General features: G+C 41.0%; 20 protein-coding genes. 9 read left to right on the forward strand and 11 right to left on the reverse strand.

Annotated elements, in window-relative coordinates:
- The first annotated feature begins 122 nt into the window (after positions 1-122).
- Positions 123-1,748 (forward strand): peptide chain release factor 3, encoded by a 1,626-nt coding sequence (locus EHO58_RS18655; RefSeq protein WP_135680911.1) that lies wholly within the window; start codon positions 123-125, stop codon positions 1,746-1,748.
- A gap of 276 nt (positions 1,749-2,024) precedes the next feature.
- Complete coding sequence (locus tag EHO58_RS18660; RefSeq protein WP_135680912.1) at positions 2,025-2,630, forward strand: CsgG/HfaB family protein; 606 nt, start codon at positions 2,025-2,027, stop codon at positions 2,628-2,630.
- Between the two features lie 223 nt (positions 2,631-2,853).
- On the opposite strand, the gene EHO58_RS18665 is transcribed toward EHO58_RS18660, so the two are convergent.
- Complete coding sequence (locus EHO58_RS18665) at positions 2,854-4,935, reverse strand: (Fe-S)-binding protein (protein WP_135627312.1); 2,082 nt, start codon at positions 4,933-4,935, stop codon at positions 2,854-2,856.
- Positions 4,936-5,201: 266 nt separating this feature from the next.
- Here EHO58_RS18665 and mqnC point away from each other — a divergent pair, with 266 nt between their 5' ends.
- On the forward strand, positions 5,202-6,302 hold the full coding sequence (mqnC, locus tag EHO58_RS18670) for a cyclic dehypoxanthinyl futalosine synthase (protein ID WP_135680913.1): 1,101 nt from the start codon (positions 5,202-5,204) through the stop codon (positions 6,300-6,302).
- A 93-nt stretch (positions 6,303-6,395) separates the two neighbouring features.
- On the forward strand, positions 6,396-6,794 hold the full coding sequence (locus EHO58_RS18675) for an LIC11299 family lipoprotein (RefSeq protein ID WP_135680914.1): 399 nt from the start codon (positions 6,396-6,398) through the stop codon (positions 6,792-6,794).
- On the opposite strand, the gene EHO58_RS18680 is transcribed toward EHO58_RS18675, so the two are convergent.
- The 6 genes from EHO58_RS18680 to EHO58_RS18705 form a co-directional block, all read right to left on the reverse strand.
- Positions 6,742-7,872 (reverse strand): GGDEF domain-containing protein, encoded by a 1,131-nt coding sequence (locus EHO58_RS18680; protein ID WP_244241237.1) that lies wholly within the window; start codon positions 7,870-7,872, stop codon positions 6,742-6,744. The genes EHO58_RS18675 and EHO58_RS18680 overlap by 53 nt on opposite strands.
- 401 nt (positions 7,873-8,273) lie before the next feature.
- Positions 8,274-8,576 (reverse strand): DUF3817 domain-containing protein, encoded by a 303-nt coding sequence (locus EHO58_RS18685; protein WP_135680915.1) that lies wholly within the window; start codon positions 8,574-8,576, stop codon positions 8,274-8,276.
- Positions 8,577-8,578: 2 nt separating this feature from the next.
- Positions 8,579-9,043, reverse strand: coding sequence for a hypothetical protein (locus EHO58_RS18690; RefSeq protein ID WP_135680916.1), 465 nt, complete (start codon positions 9,041-9,043; stop codon positions 8,579-8,581).
- Between the two features lie 10 nt (positions 9,044-9,053).
- On the reverse strand, positions 9,054-9,674 hold the full coding sequence (locus tag EHO58_RS18695) for a TetR/AcrR family transcriptional regulator (protein ID WP_135680917.1): 621 nt from the start codon (positions 9,672-9,674) through the stop codon (positions 9,054-9,056).
- A gap of 68 nt (positions 9,675-9,742) precedes the next feature.
- Entirely contained in the window at positions 9,743-10,573 is an 831-nt protein-coding gene (locus tag EHO58_RS18700; RefSeq protein ID WP_135680918.1) for a GerMN domain-containing protein, read from the reverse strand.
- Between the two features lie 57 nt (positions 10,574-10,630).
- Complete coding sequence (locus tag EHO58_RS18705; RefSeq protein WP_135627304.1) at positions 10,631-11,302, reverse strand: HAD family hydrolase; 672 nt, start codon at positions 11,300-11,302, stop codon at positions 10,631-10,633.
- Positions 11,303-11,400: 98 nt separating this feature from the next.
- Between EHO58_RS18705 and EHO58_RS18710 the strand changes: the two genes are divergently transcribed.
- From EHO58_RS18710 to EHO58_RS18720, 3 genes are read left to right on the forward strand one after another with little or no spacing between them, the layout of a single operon-like run.
- A complete protein-coding gene (locus EHO58_RS18710; RefSeq protein ID WP_135680919.1) occupies positions 11,401-12,675 on the forward strand; it encodes a KamA family radical SAM protein in 1,275 nt (424 codons plus the stop codon).
- Positions 12,672-13,787 (forward strand): D-alanine--D-alanine ligase family protein, encoded by a 1,116-nt coding sequence (locus EHO58_RS18715; protein WP_135680920.1) that lies wholly within the window; start codon positions 12,672-12,674, stop codon positions 13,785-13,787. Before EHO58_RS18710 ends, EHO58_RS18715 begins: the two co-directional genes overlap by 4 nt.
- Positions 13,784-14,461: an iron-containing redox enzyme family protein gene (locus EHO58_RS18720; RefSeq protein ID WP_135627301.1), complete on the forward strand. Its 678-nt coding sequence runs from the start codon at positions 13,784-13,786 to the stop codon at positions 14,459-14,461. Before EHO58_RS18715 ends, EHO58_RS18720 begins: the two co-directional genes overlap by 4 nt.
- Here the strand turns inward: EHO58_RS18720 and EHO58_RS18725 are convergent.
- From EHO58_RS18725 to bfr, 4 genes are all read right to left on the reverse strand, one after another.
- Entirely contained in the window at positions 14,458-14,805 is a 348-nt protein-coding gene (locus EHO58_RS18725) for a DCC1-like thiol-disulfide oxidoreductase family protein (RefSeq protein ID WP_135680921.1), read from the reverse strand. The two genes, EHO58_RS18720 and EHO58_RS18725, sit on opposite strands and share 4 nt — an antisense overlap.
- Entirely contained in the window at positions 14,805-15,983 is a 1,179-nt protein-coding gene (locus tag EHO58_RS18730; protein WP_135680922.1) for an acetylglutamate kinase, read from the reverse strand. Before EHO58_RS18730 ends, EHO58_RS18725 begins: the two co-directional genes overlap by 1 nt.
- A gap of 18 nt (positions 15,984-16,001) precedes the next feature.
- Entirely contained in the window at positions 16,002-17,168 is a 1,167-nt protein-coding gene (locus EHO58_RS19890) for a THUMP domain-containing class I SAM-dependent RNA methyltransferase (protein ID WP_135680981.1), read from the reverse strand.
- A gap of 1,182 nt (positions 17,169-18,350) precedes the next feature.
- Positions 18,351-18,818, reverse strand: a complete 468-nt coding sequence (gene bfr / locus EHO58_RS18740; protein ID WP_100711546.1) for a bacterioferritin — start codon at positions 18,816-18,818, stop codon at positions 18,351-18,353.
- A 131-nt stretch (positions 18,819-18,949) separates the two neighbouring features.
- Between bfr and EHO58_RS18745 the strand changes: the two genes are divergently transcribed.
- Both EHO58_RS18745 and EHO58_RS18750 read left to right on the forward strand, forming a co-directional pair.
- Positions 18,950-20,074: a thiolase family protein gene (locus tag EHO58_RS18745; protein ID WP_135680923.1), complete on the forward strand. Its 1,125-nt coding sequence runs from the start codon at positions 18,950-18,952 to the stop codon at positions 20,072-20,074.
- Positions 20,074-21,096, forward strand: coding sequence for a glycosyltransferase family 9 protein (locus tag EHO58_RS18750; protein ID WP_135680924.1), 1,023 nt, complete (start codon positions 20,074-20,076; stop codon positions 21,094-21,096). The genes EHO58_RS18745 and EHO58_RS18750 overlap by 1 nt, the downstream gene beginning before the upstream one ends.

The raw sequence follows: 21,096 nt of genomic DNA on the forward strand, positions 1-21,096 counted from the left end.
AATAAGACCTTTTGGTTACGCTTGTTTTACCGAAGGAATACGAATCCGTGAAGAATTAAGCCCTGTTTTCATGCTGACAAGGGCCATCGTTTCAAAAACGTTTCCTAATAGAGAGGGGAACCGTGTCGGAAACCGTTGCAGGCCAGAATATAGTAGAAGAGGAAACTAAACGTAGGAGAACCTTCGCAATCATAGCCCATCCGGATGCGGGTAAGACCACCCTGACCGAAAAACTTCTACTGTACGGAGGCGCTATCCAACTTGCCGGTGCTGTAAAGGCTCGTAAAAATCGTAAGGCTGCCACCTCCGATTGGATGGAGATGGAAAAAGAGAAGGGTATCTCGATCACTTCTGCCGCTCTACAATTCGAATATAAAAATCATGTATTAAATTTATTAGATACTCCTGGTCACGAAGACTTCTCCGAAGATACATACCGTACATTAATCGCAGCGGATACCGCAGTGATGGTGTTAGATGCCGGTAGGGGAGTCGAGCCCCAAACGATTAAATTATTTAAAGTATGTAGGGACCGCGGGATCCCGATCGTTACATTCGTAAACAAGATGGACCGCCCGACCAAAAAGATGTTCGAGCTCTTGGATGAGATCGAAAAAGTTTTAGGTATCACTGCGATCCCAATGGTATGGCCGATCGGAACTGGAGTGGATTTTAGCGGAGTTTATAATCGTGTGGATAAAAAAATCTATACATACGATAAAACCCCAGGTGGTTCCCAAAAGTCTGCATTCCAGAGTTCTGGTATAGAAGATACAAATCTGGACTCTATGTTCGAGGATTGGGTCTTAAAACAATTTAGGGAAGAAGTAGAACTTGTAGAAGAAGGGATCGCTGCATTCTCTTTAGATGAATTTTTAGATTCTAAGATCACTCCAGTGTTTTTCGGGTCCGCAGTGAATAACTTCGGGATTCAATTATTTTTGGATCATTTTTTAAAGATCGCTCCTCCTCCTTTGTATTTTCCGTTAAAGAATGGAGATCGTTTAGATCCGATTACCACTCCTTTTAGCGGATTCGTGTTCAAGGTGCAAGCCAATATGAACAAGGCTCATAGAGATAGGATTGCTTTTTTGCGAGTATGCTCGGGCAAATTCGAAAGAGGTCTTAACGTGAATCATGGAAGATTAGGAAAAGCTGTAAAACTTTCTTCTTCTTTTGCATTCTTTGGACAGGATAGAAACACTGTTGATGAGGCTTATCCTGGAGATATTATAGGTCTTGTAAACCCGGGCACTTATTCTATCGGAGATATATTAGCGAGCGGCAAGGTTCCTGATCTAAAACCTCTTCCTGTATTCGCTCCTGAAATTTTTGCTACTCTTTCCTGTGTGGAAACAGGAGCTCTTAAAAGTTTCAGAAAGGGAATCGAACAATTGGCTGAAGAAGGTATTCTTCACTTATTCACTTCTCAAATTGTGGGTGGAGGATTGCCTGTGATCGGTGCGATGGGCCAGTTGCAGTTCGAGGTGTTTAGAAGAAGGCTCCAAGACGAATATTCCGCACCTACGAATATTAATATTCTTCCATACCAAGTCTCTTCCTGGTTGCTTGAAGAAGATATCCCTAAGGTTCCCCAAGGCTCTAATCTTGTGACTGATAGTCTTGGAAGAGCGGCACTTCTATTCGATTCTGAATGGGAGAAGGGTTATTTCCAAAAGAAAAATCCTGAGATCAGGTTATTGGATTATCCTACACAAGATGTTTCTGAACTGAATCAGGAATATTAAAAGTTAAGATCCTTCTTACATAGACATTGGTGAATCTGGATTCCGCGTTATAGAGGGAATGGGTAAAACTCGCCCCCACCCTGGCTTTGGGAGGGGGGAGTGGCCCGTGGGAGCTCAGGAATTCGCCTATCACAGTTCTAAATTTTCCGCAAGTCGAATTGTATTCTTGAGTTTGTAGGAGCTCCTACAAAGAAAGAGTCGCCGGTTTAATTATTTGGAAGAAATTTTAAAATTCTCTTCTTATCCTTGTCTAAAAATAAACTTTTAGGCGGCTTTATGCGACGAGTTCCGATCTTAATTTTTCTTTCTGCGATACTTATTTCTTTCTACGGTAATTGTAGAAGTCTTCCTTCTTACGATGTACAGCTAAGTTTAGGCAAAAGTCCTTCTAAATTGAAAACTTCCAAATACGTTGTATTTCCTTTCGAATTTGCAGAAGGTTTGGAGTTAACCGACTCTCAGGAAAATTCCCAGAAGATCGTTTCAGGAAGAAATAGGGAGAAGGCCGAGAAGGCATTATTCCAAGCCGGATTTACTGTTTTAGAAAGAGGTAAACTGGATAAATTGATAAACGAAATTACCTTGAGCAAGACCGGTATCACCGAATCCGAAGGTTTGAATTTAGGGAAAATAGTGAACGCAAACTCTGCGGTATTCGGAAAGATCACCAATTATTCCGTTGCAAGGCGCAGGCTTCGTAAACATTTCGTGGCTGAAATTATCCTCAAAGGGGTGGATATTGAAACAGGGCAGATACTTTGGGAATCCACTTTGAAGGGTCACGCTCCCTTTACCAATGGGCAACAAACCTTCTTAGATACTGAAAATCGGCTCTATGAGAAGTTTGTGAAAAAATTGCAGGAAAATGCGGGCAATCAATAGGGATTTCTAATCCTTTCAGTCTAGTTTCATAACCTGAAATTTCTTTCTAAAGAAAATAAATAATTTCCTGTAGTATGGCGTAAGTCCCCGCCGTCGTATATAATGTATTTGCACCAGATGATTCAGGGCGGGATGGAAACATTCCGCTATTTTTTTGTCCGGGCATAAAAAAGCCCCGACGTTACCGCCGAGGCTTCCCCATTCAAAGATATTAAACTTCTTCTTATTTCAAGTTTTCTGCGACTAATTCCGCGATATCTTTTACTTTTACTTCTTCGATCTTTCCTTCTTGTTTTACCCCGTCTGTGATCATAGTGATACAGAAAGGACAGGCGGTTGCGATCGTAGTCGCTCCGGTATCCAGAAGCTGATTGGATCTCTTAACGTTGACCCTCTCGCCATGCTCTTCCATCCACATCTGAGCTCCACCTGCACCGCAGCAAAGTCCTTTGGAGTGGTGGTCAGAAGCTTCTGCAAGTTTTCCACCGGAAACCTTTTTGACCAGGTCTCTTGGGTTCTCGTAGTTGTCGTTATATCTTCCGATATAGCAGGAGTCGTGGTAGGTATACTTTCCAGCATTTGCATCTTCTGCGACGCCTACGTCGATCTTTCCTTCTTTAGAAAGTTCGTTGATGAACTCGGAGTGGTGGATCACTTCGAAGTTTCCGCCGAACTGAGGATATTCATTTTTGATTGTGTTATAGCAGTGAGGACAAGCGGTTACAACCTTTTTCACGTTGTATCCGTTCATTGTGTCCACATTAGATTGTGCTAATGTTTGGTAGAGATATTCGTTACCACCTCTACGTGCGGAATCTCCGGAACATCCTTCTTCAGTTCCTAAGATACCGAACTTAACATCCGCTTTTTGCATAATCTTAACGAAGGATTGAGCGATCCTTTTGTTACGATCGTCAAAAGCTCCAGCGCAACCAACCCAGTATAGAACATCCACATTGGAATCTTCCGCCATGGTTTTAACGCCAAGACCTTCTGCCCAATCCGCTCTGGAGTGTGCAGCAACTCCCCAAGGGTTGGAGTTGTTTTCCATGTTTACGAATGCACCTTGTAATTCAGCAGGGAAGTTAGAATCAACAAGTACTAAGTGTCTTCTCATTTCCATGATCGCGTTCACTTGGTTGTTTCCAACAGGACAAGCTTCTACGCAAGCGTAACAAGTAGTACATCCCCAAAGAGCTTCTTCGGAAAGACCTTCGTATTTTCCGATCACAGAAGTGTCTAATGCGGCAACTGCGTCTGCAGCTCCTTCCGGATTTGTTTCTCTGATCTTTACAACTTCCGGCATTTTATCCATAAGCGCGTGTTTTAATTCCACGATGATCGCTTTAGGATTCAGGACTTTACCTGTACGGTTCGCAGGACATTGCACTTGGCAACGACCACACTCGATACAAGAAAGTCCGTCCAAAAGGTTTGGCCAAGGGAAATCTTCAGTTCTTGTAACACCCCAAACAGCAGTCTCATCTTCTAAATTTAATTTAGAAAGAGCACCTTTAGGAGTATCTGATTGTAAGAAATAGTTAAATGGCGCAAAGATCAAGTGTGCGTGTTTGGATGTTGGAACATACAACATGAACGCGAACACGGAAAGAATATGTGTCCACCACATGATTTGGAAAACAAGATCAGCGGAAGAATATTCTACACCGATCGCTTCCCAGAAAGCTCCGATACCTGCAGCGATTGGAGCCGCATCATGGAACGGGTTTGCGTATTCTGCTCCAACTGCTCTTGCACCTTCTCCCAATAGGGTAGAGATCATGAGTATGGAGATCATTCCGATTACGATTGCGGAAGCAGGAGAATGAACATCTAATCCTTTTGCTTTTTGGATCCAACGTCTCCATGCAAAGAATCCAAGTCCTACTAATACCAAAATGGAAACTACTTGAAGAGCAGCTTCGTAATAATGGTTTGCAGTTTCTCCGAATAAGCTTCCAACTAAGGTGAATTTGTAAGGATCATCCAACGCATATCCAAATACACCGGAGATAAACTGGCTGGTAGTATGCAGTAAGTAAGTAACGAATCCGTAAAATACGAATGCGTGCATGATACCGCGTAATGGTTCTTTGAAGTTCTTTTTTTGTAAGATTACGTTTAATACGAAACTTTTGATCCGGAATCCCCAGTTTTTATGTTCCAGGAAGTTTTCGGTTCCGTTTGCCTTTCTAGCATTAAATACAAGATTCAATCTGTAGAGAACGGCACGAACGAATACAACATTTGCTACTATAAATAGAGCCGTGAAGATCACGTGGAAGGCGATTTGAGAAATAGCCATAGTTTTTCAGGTTACCCTTTGTATTTGGATGGTCTTTCATAGCAGGCTACTGATTAGGAGGCGCCCTGTCCAGGAAAAAAGATACTTAGTCTCTTTGTAGGAATTCCTACATGTTCAGAAAAGATCCGGTCCCTTCTTCCCTTAAATCGTGTACATATTTAACTGCGACTCAATCGCAATAAATGAGAATGTGATTTAAAAAGGACGTGCATTTTTGAAGAAATAGAAAACTTTGAAGAAGTTAAGGAAGAAAACTTTCCATCCAGATGAGCCGAATATTCCCAAATCATTCCACAGATTCTATATTAGAAAAAGCCCTAGATGGAGAACGTATTTCTCCCCAAGAGGCGCTGGAGTTGTACGAGTCCGGAGACCATCTAAAAATTATGGCAACTGCTAGAACTTTAAGAGAGAGAGTTCTACCTCATACTAGTGCCAGCTACACAATGTTCCGAGTGGTGAACTACACCAATTATTGTAATGTTGAATGCAATTTTTGTTCCTTCATGGACGAGATAGGGAATGGAAAAGGTTACGTACTTTCTAAAGAAGAAATATTAGAAAAAATGGATTATGCCGTTTCGGAAGGAGCGGACCAAATGTTTTTGCAGGGGGGAGTTTATCCTGATCTTCCTTTCGATTATTATTTGGATGTGATCTCTACTGTAAAATCCAAATATCCTGACATGCATATACGTGCATTCTCTCCCGTAGAAATTATCAATTTAGAAAAGATCACGGGTAAATCTTTATTCGAAGTTTTACAAATTCTTAAATCAGTAGGTTTGGATTCCGTTCCTGGCGCGGGTGCGGAAATTTTAACCGATAGAATGAGAAACATCATCTCTCCTAAAAAAGCAAGCACCGAAGAGTGGGTCCGTGCAATGGAAACCTGTCATGAAGCAGGACTTCTAGGAAGTGCAAACATTGTTTTCGGTTCGGAAGAAACGAAAGAAGAAGTTATAGAACATCTCACAGTCGTGCGCAATCTGCAAGATAGGACTGGAGGATTTCTTTCTTTTATTCCTTGGACATTCCAACCTCAAACCAAAAGATTTAAAGTAAGAGTGGTTTCTACCCAAGAGTATCTGAAAGTTCTTGGGATTTGTAGGATCTTCTTAGATAATATTAAACATATTGAAACTTCTGTGATGGTTCTTGGAAAAGGTGTAGGGCAGTTGGCACTTACAAGCGGCGCGGATGATATTTCTTCCGTGGTGATCGAGGAGAATGTGTTACGTTCCTTCGGTCTGAAAACCGAAAAAGAAGCTATCAAGTTCTTGAAAGAAGGTGGATTTACGCCTAAAAGAAGAGACCTTCTCTATAATTACGAAAGATACGAGGGAAGAGAACTTTCAGCTGTCTGATCATTTCTTTTCAAATTGTAAATTTTTTTCAAAAATCCGAGTGACTTAAGTCCGTTAACCTTCCTAAATAGATAGAATTCGAACGGGGGAAGAATGAAAAAATCTTTGAGCTCTAAAATACTGCAGTTATCCGCGATTTGCGGATTTATATTCTGTATATCGAATTGTTTGGATTCTCATAGAGAAAGGATCCATATGGATACCGGAGTCAGCGTAAAAACCTTAGGCCCTCATAAATATCAATTCATAGCGATAGGAAAAGCCTCCGTTCCTTCTGTAGAAGAACAGGATTTTTTTAAGATGAAAAAGACTTCCTGCGAAGCTGCAAAATTGCAAGTCACCCAAAGATTGGATGAGTTAGAATCAGACCAAAAACATAGACAATTCTTCCTAGAACAAAAAGAACAAAAGTATTTTGGCGACGGAGAATACTGCGAACTTACTTATATATACGAACTTCCTCTGGCCAAGAAGCAGAAAGATCAACCTTAGTATTTAGCTTAGTAGCTTCTACTATAGTAACTCTGTTCCGACCGGAGGATTTGGATTTATACAAACCTGAATCTATGGATTGGTATAGATCGTCGAAAGTAAAATCTTCATCATAAGAAAGAATAGCTGCGCCTATGGATACGGTGATATTCACAGGTTTATCATTCGAGTCTCTGATAGAAAGCGGATGAGACTCTACACCTTTCCGCAAAGATTCGCATAAAGTTTTTAGACTTTTAGGATCTACTGAATCTAAGAGAACACAGAACTCATCTCCACCGATGCGTGCACAAATATCGGTGGATCTAACTCTTGACTTCATGACAGCGGAAAGAGTTTGGAGAGCATCGTCTCCTGCCATATGTCCGTATTTATCATTGATCTCTTTTAAATGATCTAGATCCAAGATCACAAGTGCCATTTGGAACTTGTGACGTCTTGCTCTCTTCTTAAATATATCGAATTGTTCTATTAGATATCTGCGATTATAAAGATCAGTAAGATCATCCAAGTTAGAGATCATTCTGATATGAAGATTTTTTGCCTTTAGTCTTAGAACCGCCCCGGATAATTTTCTTTTATCACGGTAATCCATAGTTCTCCAATAATTCATGATCACATTCCCGAAAGTTCCTACAAACAAATAGGTGAGAAGGATAGGGAATTCTTGCATAGCCTCTACAGGAGAATCTCCCAAGTAGCATACGCCTAAGAACATCAAACAGAATGCAAGGTTTGTGGCAACGGCAGTGGTAGTGGTTAACCAAAGAAGAAGGTTCATACTAAGCAAGATCGCGGATGCCTGGTGAAGATAGACATCGTAATGAACCTTATCGGAATAAAGGAAAGGAAAGAACGAGATCAGAAGTGTGGAAGAAGTCCATACTTTGTAGAACTCCAGTTTTTTAGGGACCCAATCCTTCTTACGTGCATGTCTCCATAAAAATATGAGTGAAAGAACAATTAAAGTGATTCGGCTGGATTGTAGAAGGATAAGAGATTCATCTTCGAAGTCCCGCGAATTCGGCAGGAAATAGGTGATTAAACTGATTACGATACAAAGAGAATAGTGGGCCACCAAGGATTGCCGGATTTCGCTCCAATTGGTCTCTAAAAATCCTTGGGGGTATCGATTAAAGAAGATCCGCTTTGATAGTAAGCGAATTCTTCGGTCTATGCCTGGGAACCACTTGAACATATGTTTTCATTTCCGCATGGAAGGCTTTTGGGAAAAAACCTCCATAATAAGACCACGGTTCAAGCATAACGTATCCCCGAGCAAGGAAGAATCATATTTTAGTCAAAAAAATTCTAAGGCAAGTGATTGTCGTTTTTGTCAGAAGATTGGAATTCTTATAGCGTTAGGATAAATCGCAACGCAGTATTCGCCTCGAAATTGGAGTTCCTACATTTCATTGACATCGAGGATGTTGGAACTCCTACAAAACTTATCCACAAAGGGATAAATTTTGAGATAGATTATAATTTTCTAAGGATGGTGCTATCTATATAGAAAGTTCCAAATGGAAAGACTGAACCGAGAGCCACTTTCCAGGTCCTTTCTCTAAAACTCCATGAGTTCTCGATAGAGAAATGAAATGTCCCAAGAAGGAATAAAAGAAATAATCCACCATGGATGGGGCCTAAAAGTTTTACTAGTTCCGGAGATCCGAAATAATATTTCAAAGGCATTCCTATGAATATAAGAAGAAGTAGGGATGTTCCTTCTAAGAAACCTAAAAGTCTAAGTCTTCCAAGCTCTGTTGTAAAAAATTTTGTCATTTCTAAAACTCTCTGATATAGGGTCTGTGCGCAAACGGGGAAAAAGGCCAAGGGATCGCGATTAGTATCAGGATGATCGAAATTAAGGTCCATACGAATAAATTTTTGAATTTTTCGGAATCCTCTTTTTTACGTTTGGAGATCGCGGATCCAATCGTGAGAAATACTACTGAAATGATCATAATAGAGATATGGATAACCGCAAAAAATCTTAGGTCGGAAATTTGAAAAGCTCCGGCGGGATCTTGGAAAAAAGATCGAATAATAGGGCTTTTGAAATATAGAAAAAATCCTAGTATCAATTGGAAATGTGAGAATGTAATCAGTAGTATTCTTCCTAAATTATCCCATTTTTCGAAATTTTTTCTGAATACTATTCCTCGAATACATCTTATTAAGGTGAACAAAAGAAAAAATAGAACAAGCCATCTAACGAATGAATGGAATATTAATAAATATGAATACATAATCTCTCTTTTATTTTTTCCTTTTTCCTTTCGATTTGGATCTTTCTAATAAATTTTCGAATGATCTATTTGCTCTATAATCCGCTTTAGGATCTTTTAAAAATCGTAAGGAAGTATGATGTACTAAATAGATCCCGCATAGTTCCCAGACAAATTGGTCCAAATCCAGGTCGGATCTTAATTCCCCCAGATCCACACAATCTTTTGTGAACTTCTTTAAAAGAGCTCTCCATTCCGATTCCATGGACAATAGTTTTTCTCGGACTGGACCTTTTGAATCATCCAATTCGAAGAGTCCCGCAGCAATAGGGCATCCTCCGGGAAGTCCTGCTTTTTTGGACCAACCCATCCAATATTTTACCAAGGAACGAAGTCTAGGCAGTCCTTCCTTGGATCTTAATGCCGGCTCTAAAACTTTTGATTTAGAGAACTCTACAGTATGATCTAAAATGGAGATTTGAATTTCTTCTTTGGAGCCGAAATGAGCAAATAAACCGCTTTTGGACATGCCGGAAAGTTCCGCCAAAGGACCAAGGCTTAAACCTTCGAGGCCTGATCTGCTTACTACCTGGAGTCCTTTGTCTAAAATACGATTCCTAGTTTCTTGGCTAAGTTTTCCTCCAGAGATCATAAATAAAAAGAACGACCGATCGTGCTATTTTTTCAAGAAAAATATATCGAATCGAAAGGATTTTAAAATTAAAGAGTAGCGATCTTTCTTGGGTTTTTGGTCAGAACTTCCGGTATAGGAAGTCCCACACCGCCTAGAGAGCGGACTTGTTTTCCGTTGATAAATAGTCGGATCCCTCTAAGCTCCGAATTTTCTAGAATGCTGTAACAGATCTGGTCCACTCTATCTTTCAGAAGTTCAGGGCCTGCTCCAGCTTCGAAATCAGGGCCAAGATAAAGTTTTAATACTCCATTTTCCACGGAGTATTCTTTGGAATATTCCATTTTATTAGGAAGTGCATTCAGAACACCCTGGGTTTTTTCATCCGAAGAAGGTCCCTTGGTGAGTTCTTTCAATATAAATAGGATCTTATCCCCATGATCGAATTTTCTTTTTAGCTGAACCAGTCTAGAGTGACTTTTGTTTCCTCTTCCATAAAACTTCAAAAAGTAAAGTTTGATCTCTCCGGGAGAATGATCCAAACGAATTTTGGGAGAAGGTCCGGTAGGTCCGGGTTTAGGCATTTCTACGATAGGGATAAACATTTCTTCCGGATCGTTTGAATCGGAGGTAATATCTTCAGAAGAAGAGTTTTCTCCATTCTGCATTAACTCTGTTAAAATTTCATCTTCTGCCTGGTCCATTACCTGTTCGTGGGTTTGTTTCCCTTTGTTCTCGGAAGAAGAAGGAGATAATGGATTTGTTTTTCCGATCGTATTAAATTTTGAAAAGAAAGAAGGGGATTCTTGTCCGGGGGAGGATGTACTCTTATTCCCCATAGACTTATCCAATAAAACTAGAACGAATAGAGCCCCTGTCAGGATATAAAGAAGCGATTTAAGTTTATCCGATTCGGGCACAATACAATTTTCGGCTGATCCGGAAACTGCCTTCTCACTTTTTCCGCAGAAAAGAGATTAGAATATTCGATCCAGATCTTCCAATTGGGCCAGACTCACTTCCCAATCCGGGATTTCCCCCTCAGGAGCGTGGCCATAGGCACAGAATGCGAAAGGGCTACCGTTTTTGCGGGCCGCCTCATGGTCGGAACTTCTGTCCCCGATCATCAGGATCTCTTCCGGGGAATATGAATAATCTCGGATGTATTTTGCAACTATGTCCGGCTTGGTTTTGATCGTTTCATTGTCCAAAACCACGATTGGGTCGAATAAGGGTAGGATCCCGGAAACTTCCAGGATGGTTTTGACATAGGGCATTCTACCATTGGAAGCGGCCAAGATTTGGTACCCCTTATTTTTGAGAGAGGTGACAGTTTCTTTCACCTTGGGGTAGAATTCACCTTCTCCTTGCCGGATCTTGGACACTAAAAGTTCCAGGACCGAGTCGGAGATCTGGTCTCTTTCTGACTCTTTGAGTTGTGGAACCAGGTTCAAAAAGATGGTTTTGACCGGTTTTCCGATCTCCAGCATAATCCTTTCTCTGTCAGGAACCTCGAGTGGGATCTGGGAGTTTACCGAAAATCTGCGGATTGCTTCCGCATAGGTTTCTAAGATGATTCCTTCAGAAGAAAATAGGGTTCCGTCCACATCGAAGGCAAGTGCGCGGACCCGTTTGGGATTCCAATCCATTAGCAAGACAATAGTTTTGGCCGGGGAATTCGAGGCATTCCTTTTTTCCTTCGCTTGATTTTCCCCGCGCGGGCATAAGGATGGGAAAAGAGTTCCGGATGGAGAGATTGGGGAAAAACCGGGGAATAGCGGATCTAGAGTCACCAGCTGATTCTAGAAAGAGTTTATATTCTTCTTTTGCCTGGACGGATTATAAGGCCCAACTCCAAAAAAGGATCAGGGCAGAAGACCTTTCCAAATATTTTCATTTAACCGAATCCGAAAAGATAGGAATCCAAGAAACCATTCGATTGAATGTAGGAACTACTCCTTATTATCTTTCCCTTTCCGATCCTAACGATCCGAATTGTCCCATCCGAAAAATGATCGTTCCGAGAAGAGAAGAATCCTTCTTCTCTCCGGAAGAAACATTAGATCCCTTACATGAAGAAGATCTTTCTCCCGTAAAAGGGCTCACCCATATGTATCCGGATCGAGTATTACTTTTTTCGAATCATGAATGCTCCGTATATTGTAGACATTGTATGAGAGGAAGAAAGGTTTCCGATTCTTCTGAAAGAATGGAAACTGGGGATTTGGAATTATGTTTTGATTATATTCGAAATCATCCTGAAATTTCGGATGTAGTGATCTCCGGAGGAGATCCTCTCAATCTTTCCGATTCCAAAATAGATTGGATCTTGGAAAATTTAGAAAAAATACCTCATGTAAAAATTTGCAGGTTGGGAACTCGAAATCCAGTCACACTTCCTATGAGGATTACGGCTGATCTATGTAAGATCATAGAATCCCATAATACGGATCGTTTATCTATTTTTTGTAATACTCAATTCAATCATGAAAAAGAATGCACTTCCGAGGCAAAAGAAGCGATCCTAAAACTTTTAAAAGCTGGAGTAAGTGTAGGGAACCAATGTGTGATCCTGAAAGGTATCAATGACGACGGAGAAACAATGCTCAGGCTGCATCGAAAACTTTTGGAACTCAGAATTCGTGCTTATTATATGTATGATCCGGAACTGATCCCGGGTTCTCGAGGTTTTAGGACCCCACTGGCAAAAGGTATTCAAATTATTGAATATATGCGAGGAAAAGTTGCCGGTATGGGAATTCCTCAGTTCGTGAATGATCTTCCTGGTGGTGGTGGAAAGGTGAGTCTTGGCCCGAATTGGTATCTAGGATTTCACAGACCTTCTCGAAATCATGTGTTCCGATCTGCAGTAAGAGGGACTTATCATCTCAGCCCAGAGCCGATCGACAGTGAATACGAGGAATTTTATCCTGAGATCAGCGAAGAAACTTGGTCGAAGTTACTACAGAATTCCTATTCAGCGTTTAAGGGCCTTGGTCCTTTAGGAGAATTTGGAAAATGAATTCTGATTCTCCATCTGTTCTGATCGTTGCAGATATCCAAAATCCAAGTCTGGATCCAAAGGATACACAGGAATGGGAAGATCAGAGTTCCGTCCAAGAGATCAAACGTTGCCTGGAAAATTTTGGAGAGAAGGTGGAGATCATTGAATTTCCGTCGAAGCTACTACAAAAACTCTCTGATTATTCTAACTTAGAGCCGCAAAATCGGCCTGTTCTATTTCATTTGGTAGAAGGTTTTCGCTCTCGGAATAGAGAAGCTCTTCTTCCCGGGCTCGCAGAATATTCGGGATTTCCTCATACTGGTTCTGATGCTTATGCTCAAAATCTGAGTTTGGATAAACATCTTTCTAAATTGTTCTGTGCGTCTGCAGGTGTTCCTACTAGCCCTTGGATGATTTGTGAGAAAGATTCTGTCGAAGATACTACAAATCTGGCCCGGAATATAGCGCGGAATTCGGATTCCGTGTTCCGCGGTGTTAGACTTCCCTTGGAATCTGAATTTCCAGTTTTCTTCAAACCTAGATTCGAAGGTTCAAGCCTTGGGGTGGGGGAAGAAAACCTGATCTCAAACCAAGCTGACTTAAATCAATTCCTCCAATCAAAATTTAACGAATACTCCTCTTGGATCTGTGAAACTTATTTGCCGGGTGAAGAATGGACAATGGCAGTTATAGGTTCGCCGACTTACGGATACAAGGCAAGCATGGTCGCAAGGATCGGTTTAGAAAATTCTACCGAAAAAATTTACGGAGAAATCACTAAGACCAAATTGAGTATGCCTGAGAAATTATATTTCGATCTGGATAAAGAAAGATCGGATCTTATTCAAAAAAATTCATTAGAATTATGTAAATTACTCAAAACTTCCGGAGCTGTCCGTTTGGATTGGAAGGCGGATGCGGAAGGAAAACCTATGTTCTTGGAATGGAATTTAACTCCGGGATTATCTTCTTTTTATAGCGCTTTTCCTATCTGTTATTCGGAAAGTTTCGGGACCTATTCGGATCTGATGAAAGAATTATTGGAAATCGCAAGGGAAGAATTTTTAACGGAAAGATTTCTCTATTCCAAACTGAAAAAAGAAAAACAAACTACCGGGATCGACGGATGAAAACGTTTCGAGAAGAATTAATAGATCAGGTCAAATATCATCCTGTATTGACCGCAAATTTATGGTTGGAAGAGAAAGAGGAACGGATGGAACATTCCGATCTTCTTCTTTGGTTGAAGCAGGAATATTTTGTGTCTGTGGAATTTGTGAACTGGTTCTTAAATACTGCGGCTCTTACTAATTTTGTGCCATCTAAAATAGTCTTAGTGCAGAATATCTGGGAAGAATTAGGAGAAGGTAAAGAAGAAGATTCACATGTTTCTATCCTTCGAAAATTTCTCTCTGAAATGGGCGAGGTAGTGACCGGGGAAGATATACTTCCTGAAACTGCAGCTTATTTGGATTTGATGAAAAGAATTACTACCACAGACTTTTATTCGGCTCTTGGGGCTCTCGGACCTGCGAACGAGTATCTTCTAAAATTAGAATATTCCAGAATGTACAAGTCTTATTCTGATCTAAAATCCAGGATTACTCTTCCGGAAGGAAAATTTTTCCAAGTGAATCTGGAAGCGGACGAATCTCATTCCGAAAAAATGTTTAGATTGATAGAAACTGTTGCAACTGATCCTGAAAAAATGCAAAAGGTAAGAGAAGGGTCTAAACTTGCATTGGATGCACGTTTAGTATTTTATGAAGGTTTAAAAAAGATAATCTCTCCGATTTCTCTTTAAACTTTAGAACGAATCGATTTTAATAAGCTCATAAAAAACATTCCGAGTATCGGAACCAAGGGTAAATAAAGAAGGGGAGAAACCCATCTCCATCCCTTTAAAGAATGAGAAAGTTTTCGGACTGCAAAAAAACCGGGATGTCTTATATTTCCGGAGACGAATTGCACATTACCCGCAACTAATTTAGGTTCTAAACTTGGATGTATTTCTTTTAAATCTTCAGGAGATAGATCTCTAAAACTTACAAATTTTACATTTTTATCCAAGGATAGTTTAGAAAGTTCAGAAGCGAGACCTGAACAAAATCCACAGTCCCCATCATACAAAAATACATTCTGTTCCATTAGGAATCGATCCGTTGTTTAGATTCTAAATCTTCCGGAAGGTTTCTTAAAAAATCGCAGACGGCAGGAATTTCTTTCTCTTTCAGTCCGATCCAAAAATAGATCCAGATACCTTCTTTTTGAAGGCCGCTACATTCTTTAGCATACCATTTGGAGATTGTGTTTTCTGCTCTGGCTCTCCAGAAAAGGACCGGTGCTTTTTTTAACATCTCATCCCAGATATTTCTTCCTACACCTTCACCTCTTGCGATCTCATTCACTGCGAATTTAGAAAGAAATGTTCCCCAAGGAGTATTTTGTAGAAGTGCACATCCTTTGTATTCCGACTCCAGAACGATCCCGGAAAATTCTTTATTCCAAAAACCTTGTTTTAATCCTCTTCCGAAAGAATCTTCTATCAAACCGTTCAATCTTTCGGGATCTATTTTTTGGAAATCCGTATGGAATTCTATTTTATTCTTTTTTCTTAATAGAGTTCCACTACCTTTGATGGTGAATAATTCTTTTAATAGGCTAGGGGCGGAGGTAATTGCGATCTGAAGATTCGGATCTCCGGTATATTCAAAGATCATTTTACATTCTTTGAATAATAATTCGTCTTCTTTTTGAAGAGTTTCAGTAGATTCGAAATCTAAGATGGAAATCTTTTTATCTTCAGAGTTATGGAGTCCACTTCTAGTCGTAAGAAGGATTAACTTTTTAGTTCTAAGTTCTTTGCATAAATTAGAAAGATAAGGATAAATTTCAGATCCACCCTGGTCTGTTACAAATACCGGGATCTTCTTTTCTTTTAAAGATGAAAGAACAGACTCCAATGCTTGGCTCGGGTTTCTGAACCATTTTGCCGGAAGGTTCCTGGAACCGGGAAGTTCTTGTCCTTCTTCCAATGAGTCCTTGATAGACTCCAAACTGATCTTGGAAGCGGGGGAGCGATAGAATAAATTTGCGTAAGATACTCCGTCCTTCTCAAGAACGACTACAGGGAATAGCTGTAATTTTTGTAATAATTTTAAATTGTATAAGAATGCTTCTGCAGACTCGGTCAAAGTCTCAGAGCTTGCATGGATGACCGCGAATTTTTCGGGCTCCAAGGACCTGAATAGTTTCAGGAACTGAAAACTGTCCTTGGAGTTTTCTGTGACTTCTAAAAGTTTGAGTAGGATCTCCTGGTGATTCATCTCTCCCGGGAGTCTGGTTTAGTCGATCCGGTAGGCAACTAATTTTCCTTTTAACTTTGCGATGGTGACTGATTGTTCTTTATCAGACTTCAGTTTTAAGAAGCCTAAAAGGGAAGGATCTCCTGCCACTAACGCCACATAGGATCCGGAGAAATTCTTTTTCAAGGCTTCTCCCCAACTGGAATAGAGTTCAGAAACGGATTCCTTATCTCCCAAACGAACTCCGTAAGGAGGATTGGTCACAATTTTTCCTTCTTTGAAGCTAAGATTTTCATCCAATTCTTCTGCGGAAGCAACCTTCCAGCGGATCAGGTCTGCGACACCGGCTTCTTTCGCATTCTTTTTTGCGAGTTCAATTGCATCTTCTGAAATATCCGAACCGAAGAGTAGGATCTCCTTAGAGGCCCATTCTTCTTTTGCTTTGCATGGTCCAAAAAGCCTAGTGAAAATAGAAGATCTGGATAAACTTTTATAATTCACCCAGCCCCCGTTTCTCATTCTAAGTGCTGCTTCTATCAATAGAGTTCCAGAACCGCAGAATGGATCGTACAATGCTTCTCCAGGTTTCCAACCTGAAAAACGGAGTAATGCTTGTGCCAGAGTTTCTCTGAGCGGAGCTTCTCCACCTTCTCTTCCATGCCCCCTCCTTTGTAAAGGTTGAGCATGTAATGCCACAAATAATTTTACCTGGTTCATTCTGGAACGAAGATAGAATAATACCTCAGGTTCTTCACGATCCGCTTCAGGAAGCTCCAGGCCTTGTGCTCTGAATCTATCAAAGATCGCGTCTTTTAGACGATAAGTTGCATAACGTGAATCTTGCAGATTATCTTTTGTTGCAGCATCTATTCTAAACTTCGTTTTAGGAGAAAGTAGTTTTTCGAAAGGGAACATTGCTGCTACTTCGTATAGATCATCCGGTCCTTGTATATCAGACCAAGAAGACAATTCAAAGCTGATCCCGGAAGAAATTCCCGAACTCAAACAGAAGTCCCTGACTTTTTTAGAAGGTCCTTGGAAGAAAACTCCTCCTCTATTATCGGAGAGGATTTCTAAGCCCGCGTCCTTTACTTCTTCTTTTAATAAGAATGCAAGGCCATCTCCGCATGACGCGTGATAGGTGAGTGCTTCCGGTCTATCGAATTCAGAAAGAGAGAGTTTTGCCGACTGCCAGCCTGCACGGATACCTTCTCTGAAATTATCTTCTTCATATGGGCGTGTTGGACGTTCTGAACGAAATCCTTCTTTTCCGCGAGGTGAAAAAGGTCGTCTTTCCCCACGATCGGAGTCGCGAGAGAATGGCTTTCTATCTCCGCGGTCTGAATCTCGAGAGAAAGGTTTTCTTTCCCCACGATCTGAATTACGGGGAAATGGTTTACGGTCGCCACGATCGGAAGAGCCTTCGTTGTAGGAACTCCTACCTTCTCCTCTTGTATTTCTGGAAAACGGTTTTTTTTCTCCGCGGTCGGAGTCACGAGAGAATGGCTTTCTTTCTCCTCGATCGGAGTCACGAGAGTATGGCTTTCTTTCTCCTCGATCTGAGTCACGAGAGAATGGCTTTCTATCTCCGCGGTCTGAATCTCGAGAGAAAGGTTTTTTTTCCCCACGATCTGAATTACGGGTGAATGGTTTACGTTCGCCGCGATCAGAGGATCCTTCGCCGTAGGAACTTCTACCTTCTCTTCTTGTATTTCCTGAAAAAGGTTTTCTTTCTCCTCGATCGGAGTCACGAGAGTATGGCTTTCTTTCCCCGCGATCTGAATCACGAGAGAAAGGTTTTTTTTCCCCACGATCTGAATTACGTGTGAATGGTTTACGATCGCCACGATCGGAAGAACCTTCGTTGTAGGAACTCCTACCTTCTCTTCTTGTATTTCCTGAAAAAGGTTTTCTTTCTCCGCGGTCTGAGTCGCGAGAGTATGGCTTTCTATCTCCACGTTCTGAATCACGAGAGAAAGGTTTTTTTTCACCACGATCTGAACTGCGGAATGGTTTACGATCTTCTCTCCCCGAGTCTTTTTCGCGGTAAGGTTTTCTGTCATCGTCCGAAAATTTACGATTTCCGGAACGAGAGGGAGAAGAAGGTTTGCGATCATTTCCAGAGCGAAAAGGTTTGGAAGCTCCTCTCTCTTTTGGTTTGTCGGAAGAATATCCTGACTTAGAATTTCCGTCTTTGGAACGATAAGGTTTTTCTGAATCGCCTCTTTCTTTAGAGCGATAAGGTTTACGATCTGAATCTCGATCGGAGCTCGAGTTTTTTGAGCGAGTCGGTTTTGAAAAAGATGAACCTGATTTATTAGCAGGCCCCTTCTTGCCATAACCGGAAGAAGGGGATTTTTTAGGGGATGGTTTTTTGGAATTCAATGCTTAGGCGATTTGTTGGGCCAAATAATTTTGGACCCCAATGGTTTTGATGATCTCTAGCTGGGCCTCGAGCCAGTCGATATGCTCCTCCTCGGAGACGAGGATCTTCTCGAGCAATTCACGTGTGCCGTTGTCTTTATTCTTGGTGGTAATTTCTATCCCACGATTCAAACGTTCTACGGCATTATACTCTACGTCTAAATCATTCTTTAGGATACTTTCGATATCCTTGCCTACATTGATCTTCATGTATCTTTGCAGATCAGGAATTCCGTCCAGGAAGAGTATACGTTCGATCACTTGGTCTGCGTGATTCATCTCTTCGATGGATTCCTTCTTCATGTAAGAAGCAAGCTTGTCATAACCCCAGTTCTTGTTCAACTTAGCGTGGATAAAATACTGGTTGATTGCTGTGAGTTCGGCGGAGAGCACTTCCGCTAAGATTTCGAGGACTTCTTGGTTTCCTTTCACGTCGTTTCTCCTACCTGAGATCACTATAAACGAGAGTGCCTATTTTGAAAAGCGAGATTCGAAAAAAGGCGTCGTCGTCTCTTAAGTTTTTGACTTTGCTCGAAATCAGGAGCAGTAAAATTTGTAGGAATATGACCTCGGCCTATGTGCTCGACTCTCATTTAAGTAAATTTGGCAAGACTGAGTCCGACTATCAATCGCTATCCTATGATACTGCGAATCATTTACTTAAGAAGAATCCGGGTTTTATTCCTGAATTTCTAATATTTGCATCTATGGCCCCGGAACGTTATACTGGGGAAATTTTTTTACCGGCAAAGATCAAAGAAGATCTTGGACTTTCTTCCTTATTCGCGATCCGTTCAGAGACTGCATCTTCTAGTGGGGCTTCTGCTCTGCATCTGGCCCGTTATCTTCTTCTATCAGGAAAATTTAAAAGAGGAATAGTGATCGGAACGGAGGTAATGAGCAGGCTTCCTAGAGAAGAGAATAATTTACTCTTGGGTTCGGTACTTTCTTCCCAGCAAAGGAATCTGGCAATGTCAATGGCCCAGGGTGGGGCATTGACCGCTACCAGGTATTTAAGGGATTTTGGATATACTAGAAAGGAACTTTTTAGATTATCTAAGAAACTTCATGATAACGGCCTTGAAAATAAGATCGCACATATTCAAAAAAACTTAAGCGAAGAGGAATATTTTTCCTCCCCGATGTTCTCAAGTCCATTATGTTTATATGATATTTCTCCATTGTCCGACGGTTCCTGTGCATTACTCTTGGAAACGGATCCGGCAAGATTGAAGAAGGACCGCAAAAAAATTGAGATCACCGGCACTGGGCATGGTTTAGGCCAAGTGAACGGGGTTCCTGGCGGACTTAGTTTTACTGCATCAAAATCTGCATTCGAGCAGGCTTATGCAGAATCTGGTAAAAAACCTTCCGATATTAAAGTCGCGGAACTTCATGATGCATTTACGATTTTTGAGATCATTGCAGCTGAAGATGCAGGTTTATTTCCTCAAGGTAAGGCACTTGCGAATGTGGCAGAGGGAATCACTGACAAAAGAGGAAGGCTTCCCATCAATCCATCCGGAGGGTTGAAAACAAGAGGTCATCCAGTCGGAGTTTCCGGCTTGGCACAGATTGCGGAACTTTGTGAATTTATGAACCAGAATGATTTGGATACTGCACTCAGTTTATCCATCGGAGGATTGGGTGTGAATAATTTTGCAACTATCTTAGAGGCAAAAAGGTAATGTCTGAAAATATTTTAGTCATCCAAACTGCATTTTTAGGGGACCTGATCCTAACAACTCCTCTATTTCGAGAGATCAAGAGAAGGTTTCCTGGTTCAAAAATGACAGTGATCGTGAATAAAGGAACCGAATCCGTTTTGGAAGAAAATCCTTGGATAGATGAGATCATTCCTTTGGATAAGAAGCAGATCAAATCTTCTTTTTTCGGATTTTGGGATTTTTGCAAAGAATTAAGAAAATATAATTTTACCATTTGTATTTCTCCACATTTTTCATTTCGTTCTTCTATTATTTCTTTTTTAAGCGGGGCCAAAAAAAGGATCGGATACCGAACGGCAGGGTTTTCATTTTTATTGAATGAAAGAAAGCCTAGAGTATTAAGAGGACCCCACGAGGTAGACAAACTTCTTTCTCTCATTTATTCAGAAGAAGAAAGGAAAAATATTTCGAGGCAACCTGAACTGTTTTGGAAACCGGAATCAGTTGCCGGAATCCAATCCGAAATGAAGAAGAACGGTTTAGAAAAAGGAAATTATATCCTGGTATCTCCTTCTTCCGTTTGGGAAACAAAACGTTTGCCAGCGGATAAATTCAAAACAGTCAGTAAACTTCTACATGAAAGAACCGGATTAAAAATTGTTCTAACAGGCGGCAAAGGAGATAGTAAACTTTGCGAAGAAGTAGGAGAGGGTTTCGGGATCAATCTTGCAGGAAAGACTAGTCTTCCCGAGATGAGTTATCTGATGAATGGGGCAGCACTTCTTGTGACCAATGACTCTTCTCCCATTCATTTTGCTTCCGCATTTAATGTTCCAACTTTGGCCGCTTTTGGTGCTACAATCCCGGCGTTCGGTTATACTCCTTTGGCAAGTAGAGCATTTATATCCGAGGTAAATGGTCTAGACTGTCGTCCTTGTGGGATTCATGGCGGAAGGGTCTGTCCTAAAAAACATTTTCGTTGTATGTTGGAACAGGATACGGACAGAATGGTGGAAGAAGGAATTCGTCTAATAAAAGGATAA

This window comes from Leptospira selangorensis (assembly GCF_004769405.1).
Taxonomy (GTDB): Bacteria; Spirochaetota; Leptospiria; order Leptospirales; family Leptospiraceae; genus Leptospira_B; species Leptospira_B selangorensis.

Excerpts from the sequence above, each read along its gene's own strand:
- EHO58_RS18660 (WP_135680912.1), top strand. The coding sequence starts at position 2,025 with ATGCGACGAGTTCCGATCTTAATTTTTCTTTCTGCGATACTTATTTCT.
- EHO58_RS18665 (WP_135627312.1), bottom strand. The coding sequence starts at position 4,935 with ATGGCTATTTCTCAAATCGCCTTCCACGTGATCTTCACGGCTCTATTT.
- mqnC (WP_135680913.1), top strand. The coding sequence starts at position 5,202 with ATGAGCCGAATATTCCCAAATCATTCCACAGATTCTATATTAGAAAAA.
- EHO58_RS18675 (WP_135680914.1), top strand. The coding sequence starts at position 6,396 with ATGAAAAAATCTTTGAGCTCTAAAATACTGCAGTTATCCGCGATTTGC.
- EHO58_RS18685 (WP_135680915.1), bottom strand. The coding sequence starts at position 8,576 with ATGACAAAATTTTTTACAACAGAGCTTGGAAGACTTAGACTTTTAGGT.
- EHO58_RS18690 (WP_135680916.1), bottom strand. The coding sequence starts at position 9,043 with ATGTATTCATATTTATTAATATTCCATTCATTCGTTAGATGGCTTGTT.
- EHO58_RS18695 (WP_135680917.1), bottom strand. The coding sequence starts at position 9,674 with ATGATCTCTGGAGGAAAACTTAGCCAAGAAACTAGGAATCGTATTTTA.
- EHO58_RS18705 (WP_135627304.1), bottom strand. The coding sequence starts at position 11,302 with ATGGATTGGAATCCCAAACGGGTCCGCGCACTTGCCTTCGATGTGGAC.
- EHO58_RS18710 (WP_135680919.1), top strand. The coding sequence starts at position 11,401 with ATGGAGAGATTGGGGAAAAACCGGGGAATAGCGGATCTAGAGTCACCA.
- EHO58_RS18715 (WP_135680920.1), top strand. The coding sequence starts at position 12,672 with ATGAATTCTGATTCTCCATCTGTTCTGATCGTTGCAGATATCCAAAAT.
- EHO58_RS18720 (WP_135627301.1), top strand. The coding sequence starts at position 13,784 with ATGAAAACGTTTCGAGAAGAATTAATAGATCAGGTCAAATATCATCCT.
- EHO58_RS18725 (WP_135680921.1), bottom strand. The coding sequence starts at position 14,805 with ATGGAACAGAATGTATTTTTGTATGATGGGGACTGTGGATTTTGTTCA.
- EHO58_RS18730 (WP_135680922.1), bottom strand. The coding sequence starts at position 15,983 with ATGAATCACCAGGAGATCCTACTCAAACTTTTAGAAGTCACAGAAAAC.
- EHO58_RS18745 (WP_135680923.1), top strand. The coding sequence starts at position 18,950 with ATGACCTCGGCCTATGTGCTCGACTCTCATTTAAGTAAATTTGGCAAG.
- EHO58_RS18750 (WP_135680924.1), top strand. The coding sequence starts at position 20,074 with ATGTCTGAAAATATTTTAGTCATCCAAACTGCATTTTTAGGGGACCTG.